The sequence below is a fragment of the Sinorhizobium sp. M4_45 genome (assembly GCF_002885915.1).
Lineage (GTDB): Bacteria > Pseudomonadota > Alphaproteobacteria > Rhizobiales > Rhizobiaceae > Sinorhizobium > Sinorhizobium meliloti_A.
The window spans coordinates 86,182-108,220 of the sequence record NZ_NWVE01000007.1; the positions used below are offsets into that span (position 1 = coordinate 86,182).

General features: G+C 63.3%; 20 protein-coding genes. 5 read left to right on the top strand and 15 right to left on the bottom strand.

What is annotated here, in order from left to right; translation table 11 throughout:
* Positions 1–139: 139 nt before the first annotated feature.
* The 8 genes from ftsH to tolQ form a co-directional block, all read right to left on the bottom strand.
* On the bottom strand, positions 140–2,077 hold the full coding sequence (ftsH, locus tag CN933_RS19540) for an ATP-dependent zinc metalloprotease FtsH (RefSeq protein WP_018096849.1): 1,938 nt from the start codon (positions 2,075–2,077) through the stop codon (positions 140–142).
* Positions 2,078–2,176: 99 nt separating this feature from the next.
* Positions 2,177–3,541: a tRNA lysidine(34) synthetase TilS gene (gene tilS, locus CN933_RS19545; RefSeq protein ID WP_018096848.1), complete on the bottom strand. Its 1,365-nt coding sequence runs from the start codon at positions 3,539–3,541 to the stop codon at positions 2,177–2,179.
* Positions 3,542–3,552: 11 nt separating this feature from the next.
* Complete coding sequence (gene ybgF, locus CN933_RS19550; protein WP_018096847.1) at positions 3,553–4,590, bottom strand: tol-pal system protein YbgF; 1,038 nt, start codon at positions 4,588–4,590, stop codon at positions 3,553–3,555.
* Between the two features lie 192 nt (positions 4,591–4,782).
* The gene (pal, locus tag CN933_RS19555) at positions 4,783–5,313 is read right to left on the bottom strand and encodes a peptidoglycan-associated lipoprotein Pal (RefSeq protein ID WP_018096846.1); all 531 of its coding nucleotides are present in this window, start codon (positions 5,311–5,313) and stop codon (positions 4,783–4,785) included.
* A gap of 263 nt (positions 5,314–5,576) precedes the next feature.
* Positions 5,577–6,887, bottom strand: a complete 1,311-nt coding sequence (gene tolB, locus CN933_RS19560) for a Tol-Pal system beta propeller repeat protein TolB (RefSeq protein WP_018096845.1) — start codon at positions 6,885–6,887, stop codon at positions 5,577–5,579.
* A 71-nt stretch (positions 6,888–6,958) separates the two neighbouring features.
* Complete coding sequence (gene tolA / locus CN933_RS19565; RefSeq protein WP_020487500.1) at positions 6,959–8,026, bottom strand: cell envelope integrity protein TolA; 1,068 nt, start codon at positions 8,024–8,026, stop codon at positions 6,959–6,961.
* Between the two features lie 8 nt (positions 8,027–8,034).
* On the bottom strand, positions 8,035–8,487 hold the full coding sequence (gene tolR / locus CN933_RS19570; RefSeq protein WP_018096843.1) for a protein TolR: 453 nt from the start codon (positions 8,485–8,487) through the stop codon (positions 8,035–8,037).
* Between the two features lie 27 nt (positions 8,488–8,514).
* On the bottom strand, positions 8,515–9,234 hold the full coding sequence (gene tolQ / locus CN933_RS19575) for a protein TolQ (RefSeq protein WP_003527594.1): 720 nt from the start codon (positions 9,232–9,234) through the stop codon (positions 8,515–8,517).
* Between the two features lie 349 nt (positions 9,235–9,583).
* Between tolQ and ligD the strand changes: the two genes are divergently transcribed.
* Positions 9,584–12,181, top strand: coding sequence for a DNA ligase D (ligD, locus tag CN933_RS19580; protein ID WP_018096842.1), 2,598 nt, complete (start codon positions 9,584–9,586; stop codon positions 12,179–12,181).
* A 9-nt stretch (positions 12,182–12,190) separates the two neighbouring features.
* On the opposite strand, the gene ybgC is transcribed toward ligD, so the two are convergent.
* Positions 12,191–12,646, bottom strand: a complete 456-nt coding sequence (ybgC, locus tag CN933_RS19585; protein ID WP_018096841.1) for a tol-pal system-associated acyl-CoA thioesterase — start codon at positions 12,644–12,646, stop codon at positions 12,191–12,193.
* Between the two features lie 127 nt (positions 12,647–12,773).
* Here ybgC and CN933_RS19590 point away from each other — a divergent pair, with 127 nt between their 5' ends.
* Genes CN933_RS19590 through CN933_RS19600 form a run of 3 tightly spaced genes read left to right on the top strand, consistent with a single transcriptional unit; the run spans position 12,774 to position 15,759 of the window.
* A complete protein-coding gene (locus tag CN933_RS19590; protein WP_018096840.1) occupies positions 12,774–13,994 on the top strand; it encodes an NAD-dependent epimerase/dehydratase family protein in 1,221 nt (406 codons plus the stop codon).
* Positions 13,991–14,869, top strand: a complete 879-nt coding sequence (locus CN933_RS19595; RefSeq protein ID WP_018096839.1) for a glycosyltransferase — start codon at positions 13,991–13,993, stop codon at positions 14,867–14,869. Before CN933_RS19590 ends, CN933_RS19595 begins: the two co-directional genes overlap by 4 nt.
* Complete coding sequence (locus tag CN933_RS19600; RefSeq protein ID WP_018096838.1) at positions 14,866–15,759, top strand: NAD-dependent epimerase/dehydratase family protein; 894 nt, start codon at positions 14,866–14,868, stop codon at positions 15,757–15,759. Before CN933_RS19595 ends, CN933_RS19600 begins: the two co-directional genes overlap by 4 nt.
* A gap of 30 nt (positions 15,760–15,789) precedes the next feature.
* On the opposite strand, the gene CN933_RS19605 is transcribed toward CN933_RS19600, so the two are convergent.
* The 4 genes from CN933_RS19605 to ruvC form a co-directional block, all read right to left on the bottom strand.
* Positions 15,790–16,692, bottom strand: a complete 903-nt coding sequence (locus CN933_RS19605; protein ID WP_018096837.1) for a metallophosphoesterase — start codon at positions 16,690–16,692, stop codon at positions 15,790–15,792.
* Between the two features lies 1 nt (position 16,693).
* Positions 16,694–17,734 (bottom strand): Holliday junction branch migration DNA helicase RuvB, encoded by a 1,041-nt coding sequence (ruvB, locus tag CN933_RS19610; RefSeq protein WP_018096836.1) that lies wholly within the window; start codon positions 17,732–17,734, stop codon positions 16,694–16,696.
* A 171-nt stretch (positions 17,735–17,905) separates the two neighbouring features.
* Positions 17,906–18,523, bottom strand: a complete 618-nt coding sequence (gene ruvA, locus CN933_RS19615; protein WP_003535964.1) for a Holliday junction branch migration protein RuvA — start codon at positions 18,521–18,523, stop codon at positions 17,906–17,908.
* A 57-nt stretch (positions 18,524–18,580) separates the two neighbouring features.
* A complete protein-coding gene (gene ruvC, locus CN933_RS19620) occupies positions 18,581–19,093 on the bottom strand; it encodes a crossover junction endodeoxyribonuclease RuvC (RefSeq protein WP_018096835.1) in 513 nt (170 codons plus the stop codon).
* Between the two features lie 168 nt (positions 19,094–19,261).
* Here ruvC and CN933_RS19625 point away from each other — a divergent pair, with 168 nt between their 5' ends.
* Positions 19,262–20,260, top strand: a complete 999-nt coding sequence (locus CN933_RS19625; protein WP_018096834.1) for an LLM class flavin-dependent oxidoreductase — start codon at positions 19,262–19,264, stop codon at positions 20,258–20,260.
* A 67-nt stretch (positions 20,261–20,327) separates the two neighbouring features.
* Here CN933_RS19625 and CN933_RS19630 read toward each other — a convergent pair whose 3' ends face one another.
* Together CN933_RS19630 and CN933_RS19635 are read right to left on the bottom strand one after the other, a co-directional pair.
* Positions 20,328–21,074 (bottom strand): YebC/PmpR family DNA-binding transcriptional regulator, encoded by a 747-nt coding sequence (locus tag CN933_RS19630; protein WP_010970171.1) that lies wholly within the window; start codon positions 21,072–21,074, stop codon positions 20,328–20,330.
* A gap of 115 nt (positions 21,075–21,189) precedes the next feature.
* Positions 21,190–22,023 (bottom strand): MBL fold metallo-hydrolase, encoded by an 834-nt coding sequence (locus tag CN933_RS19635; protein ID WP_018096833.1) that lies wholly within the window; start codon positions 22,021–22,023, stop codon positions 21,190–21,192.
* Positions 22,024–22,039 lie beyond the last annotated feature (16 nt).

Here is a 22,039-nt window from a genome sequence, read left to right on the forward strand (position 1 = left end):
AAATCATTACAGCGCGTTACAACCGGATCTTTCCCTGAGCAATGCTTGGGCGCACCACTGTTCCACTGAAACGCGAACATCCAAAAATGCCGCCGCCCCTTCCGGAGCGGCGGCATTGGATTTGCGCATGTGTGGGAACCTATTGCGGCTGCGGTTCGAAGCCGCCTTCGGGCTCCTCGCCCTTGGTGCCGGCTTCCTTCTTCGTGCCGGCTGAAGGCACTGCAGAGCCGCGATGCGGTGGTGTGTCGTCGCCGAGATCGCGCGCCGGCTTCTCGCCGCGGATCAGAGCCTTGATCTCGTCGCCGGTCAGCGTTTCGTATTCGAGCAATCCTTCCGCGAGAGCCACGAATTCATGGTTCTTTTCGATGAGGATGCGGCGCGCCGTCTCATAGGCCTCGTCGATCAGCCGGCGGATTTCGTTGTCGATTTTCTGGGCGGTCGATTCCGAAACGTTCTTCTGCTGCGCGACGGAATGGCCGAGGAAAACCTCCTGCTGATTCTCGCCATAGGCGACCTGACCGAGCTGGTCGGAGAAGCCCCATTGCGTCACCATCGCCCGGGCAAGCTTCGTCGCCTGCTCGATATCGGAGGATGCGCCGGAGGTGATGTTCTCCTTGCCGAAGGTCAGTTCCTCGGCAACGCGCCCGCCCATCATGATCGCAAGCCGCGAGATCATCCACTTGTAGCTCATCGAGTAGCGGTCGCCCTCGGGAAGCTGCATCACCATGCCGAGCGCACGGCCCCGGGGGATGATCGTCGCCTTGTGCAACGGATCGGCCGAGGGGACGTTGAGCGCGAGGATCGCATGGCCCGCCTCGTGATAGGCGGTCAGCTTCTTCTCGGCTTCGGTCATGGCCGAAGAGCGGCGCTCGGCGCCCATCATGATCTTGTCCTTGGCGTCCTCGAACTCCTGCATGGTCACGAGGCGCTTGTTGCGCCGCGCCGCCATCAGCGCCGACTCGTTGACGAGATTCATGAGATCGGCGCCGGAGAAGCCCGGCGTGCCGCGCGCCAGCACCTTGAGGTCCACGTTCGGTGCGAGCGGCACGTTGCGGACATGCACTTTCAGGATCCGCTCGCGGCCGTTGATGTCCGGGTTCGGTACGACGACCTGGCGGTCGAAGCGGCCCGGACGCAGAAGCGCCGGGTCGAGCACGTCCGGCCGGTTCGTGGCGGCGATGAGGATGATGCCCTCGTTCGCCTCGAAGCCGTCCATCTCCACCAGCAGCTGGTTCAGCGTCTGCTCGCGCTCGTCGTTGCCGCCGCCGAGACCGGCGCCGCGATGGCGGCCGACCGCATCGATTTCGTCGATGAAGATGATGCAGGGTGCGTTCTTCTTCGCCTGTTCGAACATGTCGCGGACGCGCGATGCGCCGACACCGACGAACATTTCGACGAAGTCCGAACCCGAGATCGTGAAGAAGGGGACGTTCGCCTCGCCGGCGACCGAGCGGGCAAGCAGCGTCTTACCGGTGCCGGGCGGTCCGACCAGCAGCACGCCGCGCGGGATGCGGCCACCGAGGCGCTGGAACTTCTGCGGGTCGCGCAGGAATTCGACTATTTCCTCGAGATCCTGCTTGGCCTCGTCGACACCAGCGACGTCGTCGAAGGTCACGCGGCCATGCGCTTCCGTCAAAAGCTTTGCCTTGGACTTTCCGAAACCCATCGCGCCGCGCGAGCCACCTTGCATCTGCCGCATGAAGAACAGCCAGACGCCTAGGATCAGGAGCATCGGCAACAGCGTTCCGATATAGCTGAGGAAGCCCGACGAGCCGTCCGTCTCCGGCCGAACCGTGACCGTGACGTCCTTGGCTTCCAGCCGCTCCGTCAGCGCCGTGTCGACGGCGGGCGCATAGGTCTGGAAAGTCGCCCCGCTTTCGGTGTAGCTGCCGATCACCTTCGAACCGGTGATCACCACGTCCTTCACACGGCTCGCGTCTACGTCCTTGAGGAACTGCGAGAATGGAATTTCACGCGAGCCTGCTCGTTCGGTCGGCTGCTGGAACATGCTGAATAGCGCTATCAGGAGAAGCGCTATGATTGCCCAAAGGGCAAAATTTCGAAAATTAGGGTTCATCGAACTCCCCGGAACCTGTCGCAGCCCGCGCATTCGCCGGACTGTATTGTTGGTCCTAACATAGGTGTCCGGGGTGACCTTGCCAAGGAAAACCGCCGGTTACGTTTCCATTTCTATCAAAACATCGTGCACCGGCGGCGCGGGGTATCGATCACGCCCAAACGACACGGCGACCGCATCCGCCATGATCCTGTCGAAACCCGGCAAAAAGGTGTCGTAAAGCGCGATGTGGTACTCGACTTTCGCCGGAGCCTCGCCGAAGGCGAGCCCCGCGCCGTCCGCCGACGCGATTTCTGGTGCCACCATGGATCCGCGCTTGGCAATCCCCGTCGGCAGCCCTGCGTCAATAAGCCTCTGAGTCCACAGCCTCCCCGACGCGTCCGCGGCGACCGTAACCGCTGACCCGCCGCTCTTTACCGTGAACCGCCCATCCCAAATACCCTGCCCGCCCGGTCCGACGGCGAGCCCCGGCAGGTTGCGCGCCTCTCGATAGAGATAGAGACCGCTTGCTCGCCGGTCGAAGACGACCCGTCCCGCCGTCATGCGGCCGGGCTCACCCGATCGCAGGAACTGCGAAAGCCGCTGCACCGTGGCGCGAGCGGGCATGTGGTCGCGCCCGCCGAGAACCGACGCGACCATCAGGAGCGCACGGCGCCAGTCCGCATCGTCGATCTCCCCGGCATGCCGTGCCGAGACCTCCGCGACGAGCGCCTCGTGAACGCGGATGCGCTTCTCGATCAGGGCGGCGGCTCTGGCGGAAGAGGCGGCGCGCTGGCGCCCGTTGCACAAGGGCGCCGGCATCCCCTGGGATGTCGCTATCCGGGCACGCACCCGGACCCGCTCGAAGGCGGGGTTGGCATTGCTCGGATCGTCGGTCCAGGAGACGCCGCATGCCTGGAGAAAGCTGCGGATGTCGGCGCGCGCCAAGCCGAGAAACGGCCGCAACACCCAGATCCGCCGTCCGTACAACATGGCCGCGGCCATCCCGGCGCCGCCATGCCCCTCGCCCTGCCCGCCGTCTCCCGCGCCATCGCTTCTGCCGCGGGCAACGCGCATGGCGACGGTCTCCTGCTGGTCGTCACGCGTATGACCGGTCGCGATGCAATCGGCGCCAAGCGCCCCCGCGGCCTCGGCCAGCAATTCGTAGCGTTTGTTCCGAGCCGCCGCCTGAATGCCGGTCGACGGCTTCGCGCCCTCCCAGCGATGCACGCGGTGGGCAATACCGAGCGCGGCACAAAAAGCCGCCACATCTTCTGCTTCGCGAGCCGACTGCGGCCTCAGCGCATGGTCGACAGTGCAGGCGGCAAGGGAAAATCCGCGGCGCTCATCTGCGGCGATCGCCGAATGCAGGGCTACAAGCAAGCCCATCGAGTCGCTGCCACCGGAGACGGCAACCAGAATCCTGCAGGGCCTGATAAAGGATCGGAGAAAATTTCGGGCCGTATCGACGACGGCATGGGGCATCCTGGCCCGCCTCAGCAGCCGAAACGGCTCTGCTCGCTCGCCACCTTCGCCTTCACGGCGGGTGATGCTTTCGGATAGCGCTTGTTGACCTCGCGCAGCGTGGCGCAGGCGGTCTCCTTGTTGTCGAGGGCGCCGAGGGACATGCCCAGCTTCAAGAGCATTTCGGGAGCCTTCGGTGACTTGCCGTGGCTCTGATGCGCGTTGAGGAAGGTCTTGGCCGCGTCGCTGTACTTGCCTTGCGAATACTGTGCCTCGCCCATCCAGAAGCTTGCATCCGCCGCCTTGTCGCCGCCTGGAAAGGCATCGAGATAATCGCGGAATTCCTGCTCTGCGATGCTGTAATCACCGGAAAGCACGTGGCTGTAGCCTGCTTGGTAAAGATCGCCCGGATCGCTGAGAGACGCGGTCGCCTGTCCGCTGTCCGGCACGCTTCCCGGATTGTCGTTGAGGCCGCCGCCCTGGGTCGCAAGTCCTGTGTCGACGCCGGGCAGAGTGGCGTTGGCACCGGGCTCTACGCCCGCCGTTGCAGAGACGGGATTGCCGTTCTCGTCGAAGATGATCTGCCCCAGCGTCGTCGGCGCGGGCGCTGCGCCTGGCCCGCTGGGATCGACACCCGCCCTGTCGGCGCCGCCGGCAACCTGAGCGCCCGAGGACCGGCTATCCGTCACCCCGGGGGTGACGGACGCCTGATCATTGGATTTCGGCGTTTCAAGCGCGCCGCTCTTCTTGGAGGAGGACCTGCCGTTTTCCAGGTCCTGGAAGCGGAACTCGTTGTCCTCCTGGAACTTCCGGATCTGCTCCTGCATCTGCAGGAGCTGGAAGCTCATTTCCTCGATACGCCCGTTGAGAGAGCGGATCTGTTCCTCGAGTTGACCGACCCGTGCGATATCGGATGACTGCACCTTTATTACCGGAAGGTCGCCCTTGCTGCCGGCATCGGTCTGCGTCGTACGGGCAAAGAGCCCGGAAAGCGGCATGGCATCTGCTGTAGAGCCGAGACCCGCAAGGGTCACGAGGCCAAGCAGTCCTGCCACGACAAATTTCTTCATTTCATTTGTCCTGTTCGTAACCGATTATCCCACCCCTGAATCGCTTTGCGCAGTACATTCGTCGAATCCGAGGTGGGGTGCCGCACAGTTTTCCAACTCCCGTGAAAAAGCAACGGAGTTCGGCCAAAGTGTGGTAAAAAAGAAAGGGCGGCCCGCAGGCCGCCCCTTCGAATCCCCCTCGTTGCCGAATAATCAGCTGCCGGCGCCGCCGAGAACGGTAACGGCGCGGCGGTTCTGCGACCAGCAGGAGATGTCGTCGCAAACGGCGACCGGCTTTTCCTTGCCGTAGGAGATCGTGCGCATGCGGTTTCCAGGGACGCCGCGGCTGACGAGATAGTCGCGGGTCGCGGCAGCACGGCGGGCGCCGAGCGCGAGGTTGTATTCGCGGGTGCCGCGCTCGTCGGCATGGCCTTCGATGGTGATTGCGTAGTTCGGATATTTTGCCAGCCACTGGGCCTGGCGGTCGAGCGTCGCCTGTGCGTCGGCTCGGATCGATGTCGAGTCGGTATCGAAGAAGATGCGGTCGCCGACGTTCACGGTGAAGTCCTGCTGTGAGCCCGGGGTCGCCGCGCCTGCGCCGAGTCCGAGGCCGGCAGCATCGTTCGGGAGGTTCTTCTTGGAAGCGCAGCCAGCAAGGGCAAGCGTCATGACGAGCGCGATCATGACCGGATTGCGGGCGATGGTCTGCATGCGGCTTGCTGCCGGGGTGTCAATTCGGCTCATGGGCCGGGTCTCCTTGAGAAGTGTCAAATTCACGGTTGCCAGACTGTAACCGGAAGCGGTTAATTGCTTTTCAACGGATATGGTTAACAAATCGACAATGTGCGTCAGGGCGCCTGCTACACCAGCACTTTGCGGCGAGAAAGCGGCACATTCGCCTCATTCCCTGCCATAACTGTGGACGCGCGATCACGAAGAATTTCGGGCCGTATCGGCCCGAAATCTTTGAATCTCATCAATTCTCTCGATGGGGCCCGCCGGCGGCCCTATTCCATCAGCGGCGACCAGGCCGGGTCCGAGGCGAAGCCCTGCGTCTGGACGAGCTGTTCGTTGTAGCCCGTCAGATCGATCGAATAGAGCTGCGGACCGCCCGCACCGGCGTTCTGGCGGAAGAACATGAGAACGCGGCCGTTCGGCGCCCAGGTCGGGCCTTCATTGTGGAAGCCGGTGGTCAGAATGCGTTCGCCCGAGCCGTCCGGCTTCATGACGCCGATCGAGAACTTGCCCCCGGACTGCTTGGTGAAGGCGATGAGGTCGCCGCGTGGAGACCAGACGGGCGTCGAATAGGAGCCGTCGCCGAAGGAAATGCGCGTCTGGCCGGAGCCGTCGGCGCCCATGACGTAGAGCTGTTGTCTGCCGCCGCGGTCGCTTTCGAAGACGATCCGGCTACCGTCGGGCGAATAGGAAGGAGAGGTGTCGATCGCCGCGGTGTTGGTGAGCCGCGTCGTCGTGCGCGAGCGCAGATCCATCGTATAGATATTGGCGTTGCCTTCCTGCTGCAGGCTCATGATCACCCGCTGGCCATCCGGCGAGAAACGCGGGGCGAAGGTCATGCCCGGGAAATTGCCGACCACCTCGCGCTGCCCCGTTTCGAGCTGCAGCAGATAGACGCGCGGCTGCTGGTTCTCGAACGACATATAGGTGATTTCCTGACGGTTCGGCGAGAAGCGCGGCGTCAGCACGATGTCGTTGGCATTGGTGAGCGCCCGGGAATTGGCCCCGTCCTGGTCCATGATGGCGAGTTGGCGCTTGCGCGCGTTCTTCGGCCCGCTTTCGGCGACGTAAACGATGCGCGTGTCGAAATAGCCCTTCTCGCCGGTGATCCTCTCATAGATCGCGTCGGCGATGATGTGGGCGACCCGGCGCCAGTTCTCCGGCTGGGTGTAGAACTGCTGACCGAGCATCTGCTGGCCGGCAAAGGTATCCCAGAGGCGGAACTCCGCCTTCAGCCTGCCGTCGCCTTCCTGCGTGACGCGGCCGATGACGAGCGCCTGCGCGTTGATCACTTTCCAGTCCTCGAAACGCGGTGCGGCATCGGGATTGGAGATCTTCTCGATGAAGGCGCCCTTGTCGATCGGCGCGAAAAGCCCGGAGCGCTTGAGGTCTGCGGCAACGACGTCGGAGATCTTCCGGGCGAGGTCGCCCTGCAGGAAGTCCGTGATCGCGATCGGCAGCGGCTCGACGTTACCCTTGTTGATGTTGATCTCGACGAGCGCATTTGCCGGCGAGGCAATGAGCCCGCAGCCGGCGACCAGCACCATCAGGAGGCGGAAAAAATTGCGTCTCAGCATTTCCATAAAGCCTTTCAGCCTTTCGTGTTCCGAGCAGGATGAGGCGCAATGTTCCGCCCACAACCAGCCCAACCTGTCTAGAGCATCGAGCTCGGGTCGAAGTTGACCACGACCTCGCTCCACGAATCGTATTTGTCGGCCGGCAGCCCCTTGAAGGGAGCAGACTTCAGAATGGCCCGGCGTGCACCACCCATGAGTGCCCGCCGCGCCGCATCCGAGCCGCCGCTGGCTTCCACTTCCGGTTCGCCGATCAGGCCGCCGTTCGGGTCGAGCCGCATCGTTACCTTGATGCGGACATCCGCCGCGTCGGCCATGCCGGGAATGATCGACCAGTTGTTCTGGATCTGGCCGCGAAGCGCGTCCATTTCGCTCTGCGAAAGCGTATTGCCGCTCGTCGTCTTCTTGCCGCCGAGGGCCGCCTCCTCGGTCGCGCGTTTGGCGCCGCCGCCGGAGGATTCCTGCTTGTTGAGCAGCGCCGCGATCTCGTCGGCATTGAAGTCGCTCTCCTTCTGGGAGGACGCCTTCTTCTGCTCCTTCTTGGCTTCGTCCTTCTTGCGTTCGGGCGTCTTGGCCGTTTGCGCGGGCTTTTCGACCTTGGGCTTCGACTGCGGCGTCGGCACCCTGTCCGGCAGCGCCTCGGCCTCGGGATTTTCCGCAGGCTGTTCTTCCGCCGGCGCGGGTTCGGGCTTGGTATCCGGCTTTACTTCCTGCTTGGGCTCGGGGAGCGCGGCCACTTCCGTCGCCGGCTCGGCCGCCGGCTTCTCCTCGACGTTCTCGATCGCTTCCTTCACCGGATCGGGCGTCGGCGGTGCCTTTTCGGTCTTCTGCGGCGCTGCGGCCGACTCGTTTTCGACCGGCTTGACATTAGGCGTGGGCGGCGTCTTCAGGTCGACGTCGTTCTCGCCGACATTCTCGGCGTTTTCGACAGGCGTCGGCTTCTTGGTCGGAACGGGCGATGCCTTTTCCTTGGCCGGGGCCTTCTTGTCGCCCTGTTGGATCTGCGTGATCGACTCGACCGGTACGATGTCGACCGGCAGCGCCTCGACATCCGCGACCTCGAAATCGGCCGGGCTGCCAAGCGACACCAGCGCCCAGGTGAGAACCAGAGCGTGGAGGACAGCAGATGTAGCGATACTGCCCTTCATTCGGACGATCACTTCTCTTGTTCTTGAAGCGTTACGAGACCCAGGTTCTTGAAGCCTGCCGCGGAGATGCGTGCCATCACCTTCATCACGGTGCCGTAGTCGGCACTGGTGTCGCCGCGCACATAGATGCGCTCATTGTAGCCGGTCGTGGCAATCGCCTCGAGCTTCGGCACGACCTCGTCGATCGCGATCGGAGTCTCCTGCAGGAAGATCTCGCCCGCCGGGTTGACCGAAACGGTGATCGGCTGGGTATCGGCGTTCATGGCCTTCGCCTGCGTTTCCGGCAGATCGATCGGCACGCCCACCGTCATCATCGGCGCGGCCACCATGAAGATGATGAGGAGAACCAGCATGACGTCGACGAGCGGCGTGACGTTGATCTCGCTGATCGCGCTTCTTCTGCCGCCACGGCGGCGGCGCCCGCCGCCCGACCCCTTGGCTCCGCCAACTGCCATACCCATCAGCGTAGTCTCCGTGCTTTGAGGTCGTTATTGCGCGGCCTGACGAGAAGGCTGCAGCTTCTCGTCGATCTGCCGCGACAGGATGGCGGAGAACTCGTCGGCAAAGGCTTCCATGCGTGCCGTCAGCTTGCCGGCATCCGCGGTGAACTTGTTGTAGGCGATAACGGCAGGAATAGCGGCGAGCAGACCGATGGCGGTCGCCAGCAGCGCTTCGGCGATACCGGGCGCAACGACGGCGAGGTTGGTGGACTTGGAACCGGCGATGGCCTGGAACGAGGTCATGATACCGACGACGGTACCGAAAAGGCCGATGAAGGGTGCAGCCGAGCCGATCGTCGCCAGCGAGCCGAGCCTTGCCTCGAGCGCTTCGGATTCCCGGGCGAGCGTCACGTCCATGGCGCGGTCGATACGCATCTGCAGGCCGATCGGCGCGCGCGCGCCGCGCTCGAAGCTTTTCTTCCATTCGCGCATGGCCGAAACGAAGATCGCGCCCATTCCGCTCGTCTGCCTGTCCGAGAGGGTCCGATAGAGCTCCTCCAGCGATTGACCCGACCAGAATACCTGCTCGAAATTGTCGAGCTGCCGGCGGACGCGCCCGTAATTGAGGCTCTTGTCGACGACGATCGCCCAGGTCCAGACCGAGGCGGCGATGAGCCCCAGCATGACCAGCTTCACGACCAAGCCCGCTTGCATGAAGAGCGACCAGAGGGTCACGTCGCTCGTCGCGGCCAATCCAACCTGTTCCATCGATTTCAGTCCCCGAATCCAAACACCCGGCAGAGCAACTCATGCTCGAGACCGGGTCGCCCAAACGTCCTGCAGCAGGAATGCCCCGGTATTGCCACCGATCGCGGCATTGCGATCTACTCGCGTCAGCCTGCCTTCTTGCCGTCAATTTTGGTCAAAGGATGACGTGCACTGCACAAATCCTGATACACGGATTAAGACACCATTATGGTTAAGGGAGTATTACCGCGCGCGCAGTTCGACTGAGCTTGAGCGACACGGAACTTCGCACCGGGTCGCACGTTTCGGTGCCATGAGCCCCTGGCCCCCGAAACATATAGCCTTCCAGCCGAAATCGGGCTGACGATCCATGGCCGCTCGCAATCAACCGCTTTCGGAATACAACCGGCGCCGCGATTTCACGCGGACCAGCGAACCCAAGGGTGCGGTCGCGCGGCGCAGCGGGGACAACAGGATGCGGTTTCTGGTCCAGAAGCACGCTGCGACCCGCCTGCATTACGACTTCCGCCTGGAATGGGAGGGTGTGCTGAAGAGCTGGGCGGTGACCCGCGGCCCGAGCCTCAACCCCGAAGACAAGCGCCTGGCCGTGCGTACCGAAGACCACCCGCTTGCCTATGGCGATTTCGAAGGAACGATACCGAAAGGAGAGTACGGCGGCGGTACCGTGATGCTCTGGGATACCGGCTGGTGGGAGCCGGAGGATGACCCGTCGAAGGCCTTGAAGAAGGGCAAGCTCTCCTTCAAGCTGCATGGCAGCCGAATGAAGGGCGGCTGGGCGCTGGTGCGCATGCGGCCACGCGAAGGCGAAAAGCGCGAGAACTGGCTGCTCGTCAAGGAAACGGACGAGATCGCCTCCGAAGACGGCGAGAGTCTCATCAACGAGAACATCACCAGCATCGTCACCGGCCGGACAATGGAGGAGATCGCCAACGGCAAAGGCGAGAAGCAGGCACGGGTCTGGCATTCCAACGAGAGCATCGCGGCCAATCTCAAGGCCGGCGCGATCGCCGACACCGGCAATGCGGGCAAGTCTGTGACGCGAAAAGCCTCCGGTAAGCTGCCCGCCTTCAAGGCACCGCAGCTGGCGACCCTGGTGACCAAGGTGCCTGCCGGCGATGCATGGCTGAACGAAGCCAAGTTCGACGGCTACCGTCTTGTCTGCGCCGTCGGCGCCGGCACCGTGCGCTGCTACACGCGCAACGGCCTCGACTGGACCGAGAAGTTCCCGGCAATTGCCGCCGCCCTTGCCGAACTCGACTGCAGGTCCGCCCTCATCGATGGCGAAGTGGTGGCGCTGTCGGAAGGCGGATCGACGTTCTCGGCCTTGCAGAAAGCGCTTAGAACGGGGGCCAGCACACGGCTTTACGCTTTCGACCTCGTTGAGCTCGACGGCAAGGATTTGAGCCGTAAGCCGCTCGTGGAACGCAAGGAACGGCTCGAAGCTCTGCTCCAATCGCTCGGCACCAACTCGACCATACAATTCAGCGAGCATGTCCGCGGCAATGGCGAGCACGTGCTTTCCGCGATATGCAAGGCCGGCCAGGAGGGTATAATCGCCAAGGAGGCGGATGCCCCCTATCGCAGCGGGCGCAGCCGAAGCTGGCTGAAGGTGAAATGCACGAAGCGCCAGGAGTTCGTCATCGGTGGCTATACCCCATCTTCGAAGAAAGGACGCGCCTTTGCCTCGCTTCTTGTCGGGACGTTCGAAGGCCGGAAGCTGATCTACCGTGGCGGCGTCGGCACCGGATTCAGCGGAAAGACGATGAAGGAACTCGCTGCGGCCTTCGCGAAGCGCAGACGCGACACGTCGCCCTTCGACAGCGTGCCGCGAGAGAGAATGCGAAATTCGGTATGGCTTGAGCCGGACCTGGTGGCGGAGGTGGATTTCGCCGAGTTCACGGCTGACGGACATGTCCGCCACGGTTCATTCGAGGGATTGCGCGAGGACAAGGAGGCCAGGGCCGTGAAACTGGAGACAGCGAAGCCGTCGGAAGCGGAGCCGGAGACCGCCAAAAGCAAAACCTCGGCCAAGCCGCGCAAGACGCCGGCTGTGCAAGGAGACGGCGATGTCCTCGGTATCCGCATCTCGCATCCGGACCGGGTGCTCTTCGAAGGCCAGGGCATCACCAAGATCGATCTCGCCCGCTATTATGCCGTCGTCGCCGAGAGGATGCTCCCCTTTGCCGCCGATCACCCCGTTTCGCTGGTGCGCTGCCCGCAAGGCGGCGACCGGCACTGCTTCTTTCAGAAACACGCGAGCGACGGCTTCCCCGAGGCGATCCGGGAAGTGCCTATCACCGAGTCATCGGGCGACACCGAGAACTATATGTACATCCACGATGCCAAGGGCCTCGTCGCCGCCGTGCAGATGGGAACGCTCGAGTTTCACATCTGGGGTTCAGGCATCGATCGACTGGAGAAACCCGACCGTCTGGTCTTCGATCTCGACCCCGATCCGAGCGTCGACTTCGAGACGGTCAAGGCGGCAGCCGTCAAGCTTCGCGACGAACTCGCCGAGATCGGCCTGAAGACAGTGCCCATGGTGACCGGCGGCAAGGGCGTCCACGTCATCGTTCCGCTCCGCCCCCATGCCGAATGGGAGGAGGCCAAAGGCTTCGCCAAAGCGCTCGCGCGATCTATTGCCGAGCGCGATCCGGATAATTTCGTCGCCACCATGTCGAAGGCGAAGCGCAAGGGAAGGATTTTCATAGACTGGCTGAGAAACGATCGCGGCGCCACGGCTATCGCACCCTATTCCACCCGCGCGCGATCCGGCGGACCGGTGGCCACTCCGGTCGGCTGGGACGAACTCCAAGGGCTCGAGGCCGCCAACGGGTTTCACATTCCGGACATTGTCGAGCGGATAGAATCCGGAACCGATCCGTGGCGGGAGATCGGCAAGATCAGTCAGTCGCTGACGAAGAAGATATTGAACTCGGTCGAGTGAGCCGGCCGCTCACCCGGAAGCCGCCTGCGCAGCAAGGAATTTCGTTGCCAGTGCCTCCGGCAGACGCCTCGGCCGCCCCTGACCGTTGATGACCGCAATGATTACCTTGGCCGCGATCAGCAGCGCGTCGTCGCGCCTGATCTGCTGCTGCAGGATCATTTTTGCGCCGCCGGCCTTTTCGGTCGCGGTCTCGATGGTGAGGACGTCGTCCATGCGCGCCGGCGCCTTGAAGTCGATTTCCAGACGATGGACGACGAAGACGAGGCCTTCCACGTCGCCTTCGATCGCCAGCGACGCCTGCTCGACGCCGAGAAGCCGCAGATAGTCGGTCCGGGCGCGCTCCATGAAATGCAGATAGCGGGCATGGTAGACGACGCCGGAAAAATCGGTGTCCTCGTAATAGACCCGCTGGATCAGTCGGTGGCCGGTCTCGGTCAGCTCGCCGGCAAGCGAAATCAGTGACATGGCATTCTCCGGGAGGATTTTTTGCGTTTTCCTGTGCAGGAACAAAAAGACATTTGCAAGCACTGCAGCTTTGTCACAATCCTATCCTATCAGGACCCTGTCCTCTTCCCGAGCAGGAGAATCGTGCATGAAGATTGCAGTCCTCGGCGGTGATGGTTTCGTCGGCTGGCCCACCGCCCTGCATTTGTCGGATGCGGGCCACGACGTTCACATCCTCGACAATCTCTCCCGCCGCTGGATCGACACGGAACTCGGCGTTCAATCTCTGACGCCGATGGATTCCATCCAGGAGCGCACGCGCATCTGGCACGCCGAAACCGGCCGGCGTATCCACTTCAATCTGATCGATCTCGCCCGCGACTACGAACTCCTGAAGAATTGGCTGGCGGAGCATCGGCCCGATGCGGTGGTCCACTTCGCCGAGCAGCGGGCCGCTCCCTATTCGATGAAGAGCGACAGGCACAAGAATTACACGGTCAACAACAACGTCAACGCGACCCACAACCTCCTCAACGCACTGGTCGAACTCGACCTCGATGCGCATCTCGTGCATCTCGGTACGATGGGCGTTTACGGCTATTCCACGATCGGGGCCGCGATCCCTGAAGGCTACCTGCCCGTCGGCATCGAGACCATGGGCGGAGAGACGGTGAACCAGGAAATCCTCTATCCTTCCAACCCGGGCTCCGTCTATCACATGACCAAGTGCCTGGATCAGCTGCTTTTCCAGTTTTATGCGAAGAATGACGGCCTCAGGATCACCGATCTGCATCAGGGCATCGTCTGGGGCACGCATACGGAACAGACGCGGCGTCATCCGCAGCTCATCAACCGCTTCGACTACGACGGCGATTACGGAACCGTCCTCAACCGTTTCCTGATCCAGGCAGCAATCGACTATCCGCTGACGGTTCACGGAACCGGGGGCCAGACGCGTGCCTTCATCCATATTCAGGACTCGGTGCGCTGCATCGAACTCGCGCTCAAGAACCCGCCGGCGCGCGGCAGCCGTGTGGAGATATTCAACCAGATGACGGAAACGCATCGCATCCGCGATCTCGCCGAGATGGTCGCACGCATGACCGGCGCGAAAATCGCCTGGCTTCCCAATCCGCGCAAGGAAGCGGCCGAGAACGAGCTCGTGGTGCAAAACGAGAAATTCCTCGCGCTCGGCCTCAATCCGGTTCGGCTCGAAGACGGGCTGCTTTCGGAGATCGTCGATGTGGCGAAGAAATTCGCCTATCGCGTCGATCGCTCGCGCGTGCCGGCCGTTTCCGCCTGGACGAAGGACATCGCCCCCTTGATCAACCACGATCCGGAGGGCAAACGGCTGAAATCCGTTTCATGAGCCGCGTCTTCGCCAGTCCGGAGGGGCTCAGCCCCTCCTCTACGGTGACTGCGCGCCACGCTTTCGTGACGCTCGTCACCAATAGCGACTACGCGCTCGGTGCGCGGGCCCTGCTCAGATCGATCCGCCTCACCCGGACGCCCGCCGATATCGTCGTGCTCCACACCGGCGGGGTGGATGCCGCCGCTCTCGAGCCGCTGCGCGAATTCGACTGCCGCCTGATCCACACCGACCTGCTGCCGCTCTCGGACGGATTCAACGCCCGGCATCAACGCCGCAACGTGCATGAGCAGGCACCCTTCACCAAAGGACGCAAGCCCGATTTCCATTCGCCGCTCGACAATTTCTGCAAGATAAGGCTGTGGCAACTCGTGGAATACGAACGCTGCATCTTCATCGATGCCGACGCGATCGTGTTGCGCAACATCGACAAGCTGTTTCTCTATCCGGAATTTGCCGCAGCGCCGAACGTCTATGAGAGTCTCGCGGACTTCCACCGCCTGAACTCCGGCGTCTTCGTCGCCGAGCCGGCCGTCGCGACCTTCGAGAAGATGCTCGCGGCCCTCGATGCGCCGGACGCCTTCTGGCCGCGCACGGACCAGACCTTTCTGCAAAGCTTCTTCCCCGATTGGCATGGACTGCCGGTGACGATTAACATGCTGCAATATGTGTGGTTCAACCTGCCTGAGCTCTGGGACTGGCGCTCGATCGGGGTGCTTCACTACCAGTATGAAAAGCCGTGGGAGAAGGATCATCCGCGCGCGGACGCGCTGCGCCCGCTGATCGATCTCTGGCACGCCTATCTGACCGGCAGGGAGATTCCGGATACTGCCGGTCTTGCCAATCCGCCGCAGGCGGGTCCGACGTCGCCATGACCCGCGTTCTCGTCTCCGGCGGCACCGGATTCGTCGGCCGCTTCATCGTCGAGCACCTGCTGGCAAACGGCTATGAAGTCACCGTCGGCGGGCGCTCTCCGCCCCCTGCTGACTTGTATTCGCAACGGGTGTCCCATGTGCCTCTGTGTCTCGATGCGGATGCGGACCAGACCGGCGCGTTCGACGATATCTATTATTTCGTCCATGCCGCCTTTGAGCATGTCGAGGGCAGATATCGCGGAGGAGAGGGTGATGACCCCCGGGGGTTCCGCCGCGCCAATATCGACGGCTCCGTTCGCCTTTTCGAGGAAGCGCGCGCCGCCGGCGTACGCCGCTGCGTTTTCCTGTCGAGCCGCGCGGTCTACGGCGACACCGCGCCGCCCCTTGTCGCAGAGACCTCACCTGCCGCTCCGGACACGCTCTACGGACAGGTAAAGCTCGCCACCGAGAACGCCTTGAAGTCGATGGCCGACCACAGTTTCGTCACGACGAGCCTGCGCGTCACCGGTGTCTATGGTCCCGCGGGCCCGGGACGAAAACACAAGTGGAGCGATCTCTTTTCCGATTACATTGCCGGCCGGCCGGTACCATGGCGCATCGGCACGGAAGTCCACGGCGACGATGTCGCCCAGGCCGTCCGCCTCATGCTCGATACCGAACCGGCGAGAATATCCGGTCAGGTGTTCAACGTCTCCGACGTGCTGACCGACAACCGCGAGATTCTCTCCTTTCTCCAGGCCGCAACCGGCTGTCCGCACCCGCTGCCGCCGGCAGCGGAAGCCGCCGAATTCAAGACGATGTCGACGGAGAAGCTGCGCGCTCTCGGCTGGGTGCCGGGCGGAAGGGAAAGACTGGCTGCGACGATCCGGGAACTTGCGGGGAGACGGTGATCGGCAGGCGGATGAGGGGCGATTTCCCACTTATCCGAGATCGACGACCACAATCTCCGGCGGCACGCCGAAACGGATCGGCGCGATGGAGCAGCCGAGGCCGCCCGAGACGATGAGGTTGCGATCATGCTCGACAATATGACCATAAGCGTACCGGTCACCGAAACGCGACGGCACGACGGGCGAGTGGCCGGCAAAGCGCACCTGTCCGCCATGGGTGTGACCGGATAGCGTCAATGCGACCCGCGAGGGCACCTTCGGAAAAATGTCCGGCTCGTGCGCGAGCAGGATCACTGGCGCCTCGTCCGTCACCTGTGCAAGCGTGCCATCGAGATCGTCGAGCCCACCCATCCACGCGCGTTTCCATTTCCGTCCCGGCAGGAGCGCAAGCTGGTCCTCGAGCCCTGCGAGCCAGAAAGGGAAGCCGCTCTTCTCAAGGCGGACCGCGCGATTGCTGTGCACCTGAATGCCGACCCCGGCCAATGCCCGATGGCCGAAGGTATCGCCGCCGCCGTTCTTCTGGGCCGTCATGTCTTCCCACCAATCATGATTTCCCATGATGGCATGGACGCCGAGGGGCGCCGTGAGGGTGGCAAGCGCCTTCGACCACTCGCTCGCATGGACATACCGCGTCACGAGATTCATGCCGGAAGCGTAGTCGCCGAGAAGGACTGTCACGTCGCCGCCGAGGTCGTTGGCGCGCTCGCAGATGGATGCGATGCGGCGCGCGGACATCCAGGGCTCGCAGGCGTGAATATCCGCGAGCGCGACCAGGCGGAGCTTCAGGCCGGGCGTCCAGCCCGGTGGCGTCAGGGCGTAGCGGGCCACCCTCAGACGCGCAAGCGGTTCGATGGCGAAGGCGTAGCTGCCGAGGGCCACGGCGCTCGCCAATCCACCGCCGAGGACCTTCATGAAGCCCCGCCGGGTGATCATTTCAGTCGTCCTCGAGCGTCAGCCGGAATTGGCTTGCCTCGACATCCCGTGGCGGATTGAGGCCGAGATGCTTCCAGGCATTCGCCGTGAGCACGCGACCACGCGGCGTGCGCTGGATGAAGCCCTGCTGGATCAGATAGGGCTCGATGATGTCTTCGATCGCGTCGCGCGGCTCGGAAAGCCCGGCGGCGATGGTCTCGATCCCCACCGGCCCGCCGCCGAAATTCTGGGCGATCATCGTCAGATACCGCCGGTCGAGCTGGTCGAGACCCATGCTGTCGACGAGCAGCCGGGTCAGCGCCTCGTCGGCAATCTTCCGCGTCACGGCCTCCGCCCGTGCGACCTCGGCGAAGTCGCGCACCCGGCGCAGGAGACGGCCGGCGATGCGAGGCGTGCCGCGCGCCCGGCGGGCAATCTCGCGCGCGCCTTCGTCGGTCATGCCGAGACCCATCAGCCGCGCGCCACGCCGGACGATCAGCTCCAACTCCTCGACCGTATAGAAATTGAGCCGCACGGGGATGCCGAAGCGATCGCGCAGCGGCGTCGTAAGCAGTCCGAGGCGCGTCGTCGCCGCCACCAGGGTGAACTTCGCGAGATCGATCTTCACCGAACGGGCCGCCGGCCCCTCGCCGATGATGAGGTCGAGCTGGAAATCCTCCATGGCCGGATAGAGAATTTCCTCGACGGCCGGATTGAGGCGGTGGATTTCATCGATGAAGAGCACGTCGCGCTCTTCGAGGTTGGTGAGCAGCGCCGCAAGGTCACCGGCCTTGGCGATCACCGGCCCGGAAGTCGAGCGAAAATTGACGCCGAGCTCCTTCGCCATGATCTGCGCCAGCGTCGTCTTGCCGAGCCCGGGCGGACCGACGAAGAGCACGTGGTCGAGCGCTTCGCCGCGATTGCGCGCCGCCTCGATGAAGATCTTCAGATTGGCGCGCGCTTCAGCCTGGCCGGTGAAGTCGTCGAGCGTCTGCGGGCGCATGGTCGCATCGAGGTCTTCGCCTCCCTTTTCCGGCGCGATCAGACGTGCGGCTTCGCTCATGTCACTGCTTCCGTTTCGGGCTGTCCGCGGCCATAGGGGCACCGGCGTCGAGGCCGGTCACCGTCGCTGCCGCGCTCAACCATAATAGCGGCGCCCGGATCAATCCAGCGAGAACGGCCAGCGTCCCTCTATTCCAATGCTTTTGTGGCCGCAGGAAGGCTCGTGGCTTCCTCACCGCGACAGCTCCTTCAAGCCGAGGCGGATCAGCTTGGCGCTGTCGCCGCCCTCCCCGCCGTTTTTCAGCGCAGCCGCAACGGCATTGGCCGCCTGGTCTCGCGAATAGCCGAGATTGGTGAGCGCCGAGACCGCGTCCGCAACCGGCGCCGCGGCAACGCCTTCGCCGAGCTCCTGCTTCAGGCCGATCGACGGTGCCATCTCGCCGGCGAAGGCCGGAGCCTTGTTCTTCAGTTCGGTGACGATACGCACGGCAACTTTCGGACCCACGCCCGGCGCGCGCGAGATCGACGTCTTGTCCTGCAAGGCGATCGCGTTGGCGAGTTCCCCGGGGGTCAGCGTAGAGAGCACCGCCAGCGCCACCTTGGATCCCACACCCTGAACGCTCTGAAGCAGTCGGAACCATTCGCGTTCCAACGCGCTCAGGAACCCGAACAGCTTCAGCTGATCCTCGCGCACATAGGTCTCGATGAAGAGAACGGCCGCCTCTCCGGCGCTTCCGAGCTTTCCGAGCGTGCGCGCCGAACAATGGGCGACATACCCGACCCCATGCACGTCGAGAACCACGTGATCCTCGCCGATCTCGTCTATCGTGCCCTTGAGCTTGCCGATCATCTGGTCTCTCTGGATGGTGTTGGTCCGTCGTCTTTTGAAGAAATGCCGTTGCCAGGCCTAGCCCGCAAGCGCCGCAAGGCGGCTCGTCACCGCCTGCCTGTTATGGGCATGGCAGATGGCGATGGCGAGCGCGTCGGCGGCATCGTTGCCTTTGAACTCGGCCTTGGGCATCAGCACCTTCAGCATCATGTGTATTTGCTGCTTTTCGCCGTGGCCGACGCCGATCACGGCCTTCTTGACGGCGTTTGGCGCATATTCCGCGACCCTCAAGCCCGCCCGGGCCGGCACCAGCATGGCGATGCCGCGCGCCTGGCCGAGCTTCAGCGTCGCCGTCGCATCCTTGTTGACGAAGGTCTGTTCGACAGCGGCCTCGTGCGGCTGATAGCCGTGCACCACCTCGGCAAGTCCGTCATGCAACTGGCAGAGACGGGAGGCAAGATCCATCTCGCCATCGGAGGTGACGGTGCCGGAAGCGACGAATCGCAGCGAATTGCCAAGCGTTTCGATGACCCCCCAGCCGGTGCGCCTCAAGCCCGGATCGATGCCGATGATGCGAATCGTAGTCTGCATGCTTCACCCTATTTCGGTCGGCGGGACGCTGCCAGCAAAAAGTGAACAAAACAAAAACATTGCACAGAAATGGTCGCGCCTTGCCTAAAAGCGCCGGCGCACCCTTGGCGTAAGGAAACTTGAACCTACATTGCGGAAGATCAATTTCTCTTAATTGAAAGCCCCGCCATGATCCCCTTCTCCATTCTCGACCTGTCGCCGATCACCGAAGGGGGCAGCATCGCAGAGTCGCTCGAAAATTCGCGGCGGCTGGCAATCGCCGCGGAGGAGAACGGCTATGAGCGCTTCTGGCTGGCCGAACACCATGGCATGAAAGGCATTGCCAGCGCCGCGACGTCTCTCGTGATTTCGCATGTGGCTTCGGCCACGCGAACGATCCGCGTCGGCTCGGGCGGCATCATGCTGCCCAATCATTCACCGCTCGTCATTGCCGAGCAATTCGGCACGCTTGCGGCGCTTTACCCCGGCCGCATCGATCTCGGCCTCGGCCGCGCGCCCGGCACGGACATGAGAACGGCGCAGGCGCTCCGCCGCAACATGGAGGCGAGCGCCAACAACTTCCCGAACGATGTCGTCGAACTGCAGGCGTTGCTCGGCCCGGCGACCGAAGACCAGAAGATCATCGCCGTTCCGGGCGCGGATTCGAACGTGCCGATCTGGCTGCTCGGTTCGAGCCATTTCAGCGCCCATCTCGCCGGCATGCTCGGCCTTCCCTTCGCCTTCGCCTCGCATTTCGCGCCGGACATGCTGCTTTCCGCGCTCGAAATATATCGCGAGCGCTTCACCCCGTCGCCCCAGCTCGACAAGCCGCATGTCATGGTGGGCGTCATGGGTGTCGCCGCGGACACCGACGATGAGGCGAACCACCTCTTCACCTCCATGCAGCAATCCTTCGTCGCGCTTCGCCGCAATGCCCGCGGGCGCTTTCCGCCGCCGGTCAAATCGATGGACGGCCTCTGGAGCCAGGACGAGAAGATTTTCGTCGACCATGCAATGAGCTACGCGGTGGTCGGCGGCCCCGAGACGATCCGCCGCAAGATCGAGGCATTCGTGGATCTCACCAGGGCGGACGAGCTGATCGTCTCAATGCCGATCTTCGACATGGAAGCGCGGTTGCGGTCGGTGAAGCTGTTTGCCCAAGCGCAACGCGATCTCGCCGCCGCCTGACGCGAACAGCAAAGACCCGCATCGCTCGGAGCGATGCGGGTCAATTGCATTGGGATGTTCCGAACGCTCAGGCGGAAAGCTTCGCCAGAACCTCGTCGGAGACCTCGAAGTTCGAATAGACGTTCTGGACGTCGTCGTCATCTTCGAGATTGTCGATGAGCTTCATCAGCGACTGTGCCTTTTCCTCATCCACCGGCACGGTATTCTGCGGCTTCCAGACGGCCTTTACGGTCTCCGCCTCGCCGAGCGCGCCTTCGAGCGCCTTCGATACTTCGCCGATATCCTCGAAGCCGCAGGTGATGGTGTGGCCTTCCTCGTCGGTCTCGACGTCGTCGGCACCCGCTTCGATTGCCGCTTCCATCACCTTGTCGGCGTCGCCGGCGGAAAGCTTGTAGGTGATTTCACCGACCCGATCGAAGGAGAAGGAAACCGAACCGGTTTCGCCGAGCGCCCCGCCCGCCTTGGTGAAGGTGGAGCGTACGTTGGAGGCGGTGCGGTTGCGGTTGTCCGTCAACGCCTCGACGATGACTGCGACGCCGCCCGGGCCGTAGCCCTCGTAGCGGACTTCTTCGTAATTCTCGGCATCGCCGCCCGCAGCCTTCTTGACCGCGCGCTCGATATTGTCCTTCGGCATCGACTGCGCCTTGGCGTTCTGGATCGCCAGACGCAGGCGCGGGTTCATCGTCGGGTCGGGAAGGCCGGTTTTTGCTGCGACGGTGATTTCGCGCGCGAGCTTGGAAAACATTTTGGAGCGCACCGCATCCTGACGGCCCTTGCGGTGCATGATGTTCTTGAACTGTGAATGGCCAGCCATGACGCCCTCTGCATGCGTGATTTTGGTGAGATCGGGCGCCTTATAGTTTCATTGCCGCGCCCAGTCCAGCAGGCGCGTCGTGTTTTCAGGAGACGGAAATGCGTTGCCGCCGTCCTCAAACACCCTGCAGGACATAGATGAGCGGTCTCCTCGGCAGGGAGCGCAGCGACACCTTCACGGAAGGCTCCGTGGCGAAGCGCTTGTCGAAGTCGTCTCCGAACATCGCCAGAAAGTTGTTGGTCATCGGCCTGTGCATCGGCAGGATCAGCGCCGAGCGCAGCCGCGAGACGACGCGGCTCATGCTCTCCGCTCCCATCGTCAGACCGCCGTCCACCGGCACCATGAGTACGTCGAGGCGGCCGATTTGCCGGTAATGGCTTTCGTCGAGCTCGTGGTGCAGATGGCCGAGATGGCCGATGCAGAGCCCGGCAATCTCGAAAATGAAGATCGAATTGCCGTCCCGTTCCATGCCCTCGAAGCCTGAACGGATATCCGTCGTCACATTGCGGATATAGGCGTCGCCGACGACGAGATCATGATCCGCCGGCTCGCCGTTGTCGCCCCAGCCGTGCAGGACATGCCGGATCGCCGGATCCGGCGCCAGGGTGTAATGACTGGAATGGGCCCTGTTCATCGTCACCACCGTTGGCGGCGACGGCGTGCGGAACCAGCCGTTGTAGTCGGTGGCGATCGAAACTCCGCCCGGCGTTTCGATCAGGAAGGTCGAATGACCGAGAAAGGTGATCGTCACCTCGCTTGTGTCGGCAGAGGCCACGGGAGTGGCGGCGGGGACCGAGAAGCTGGCGAACGTCGCCGCCGGCGTGGCTGCCGCGATCGCCTGGCATTGGCTCACATGGGCTTCCGCCTGCTGCGCGTGCGCCGGTGTCGGCCAGAGCGCATGGATAATCCAGATGACGGTCACGGTGTAGGCAAGGTATCGCAGCAGCATCCTTCACCTCTCGCAT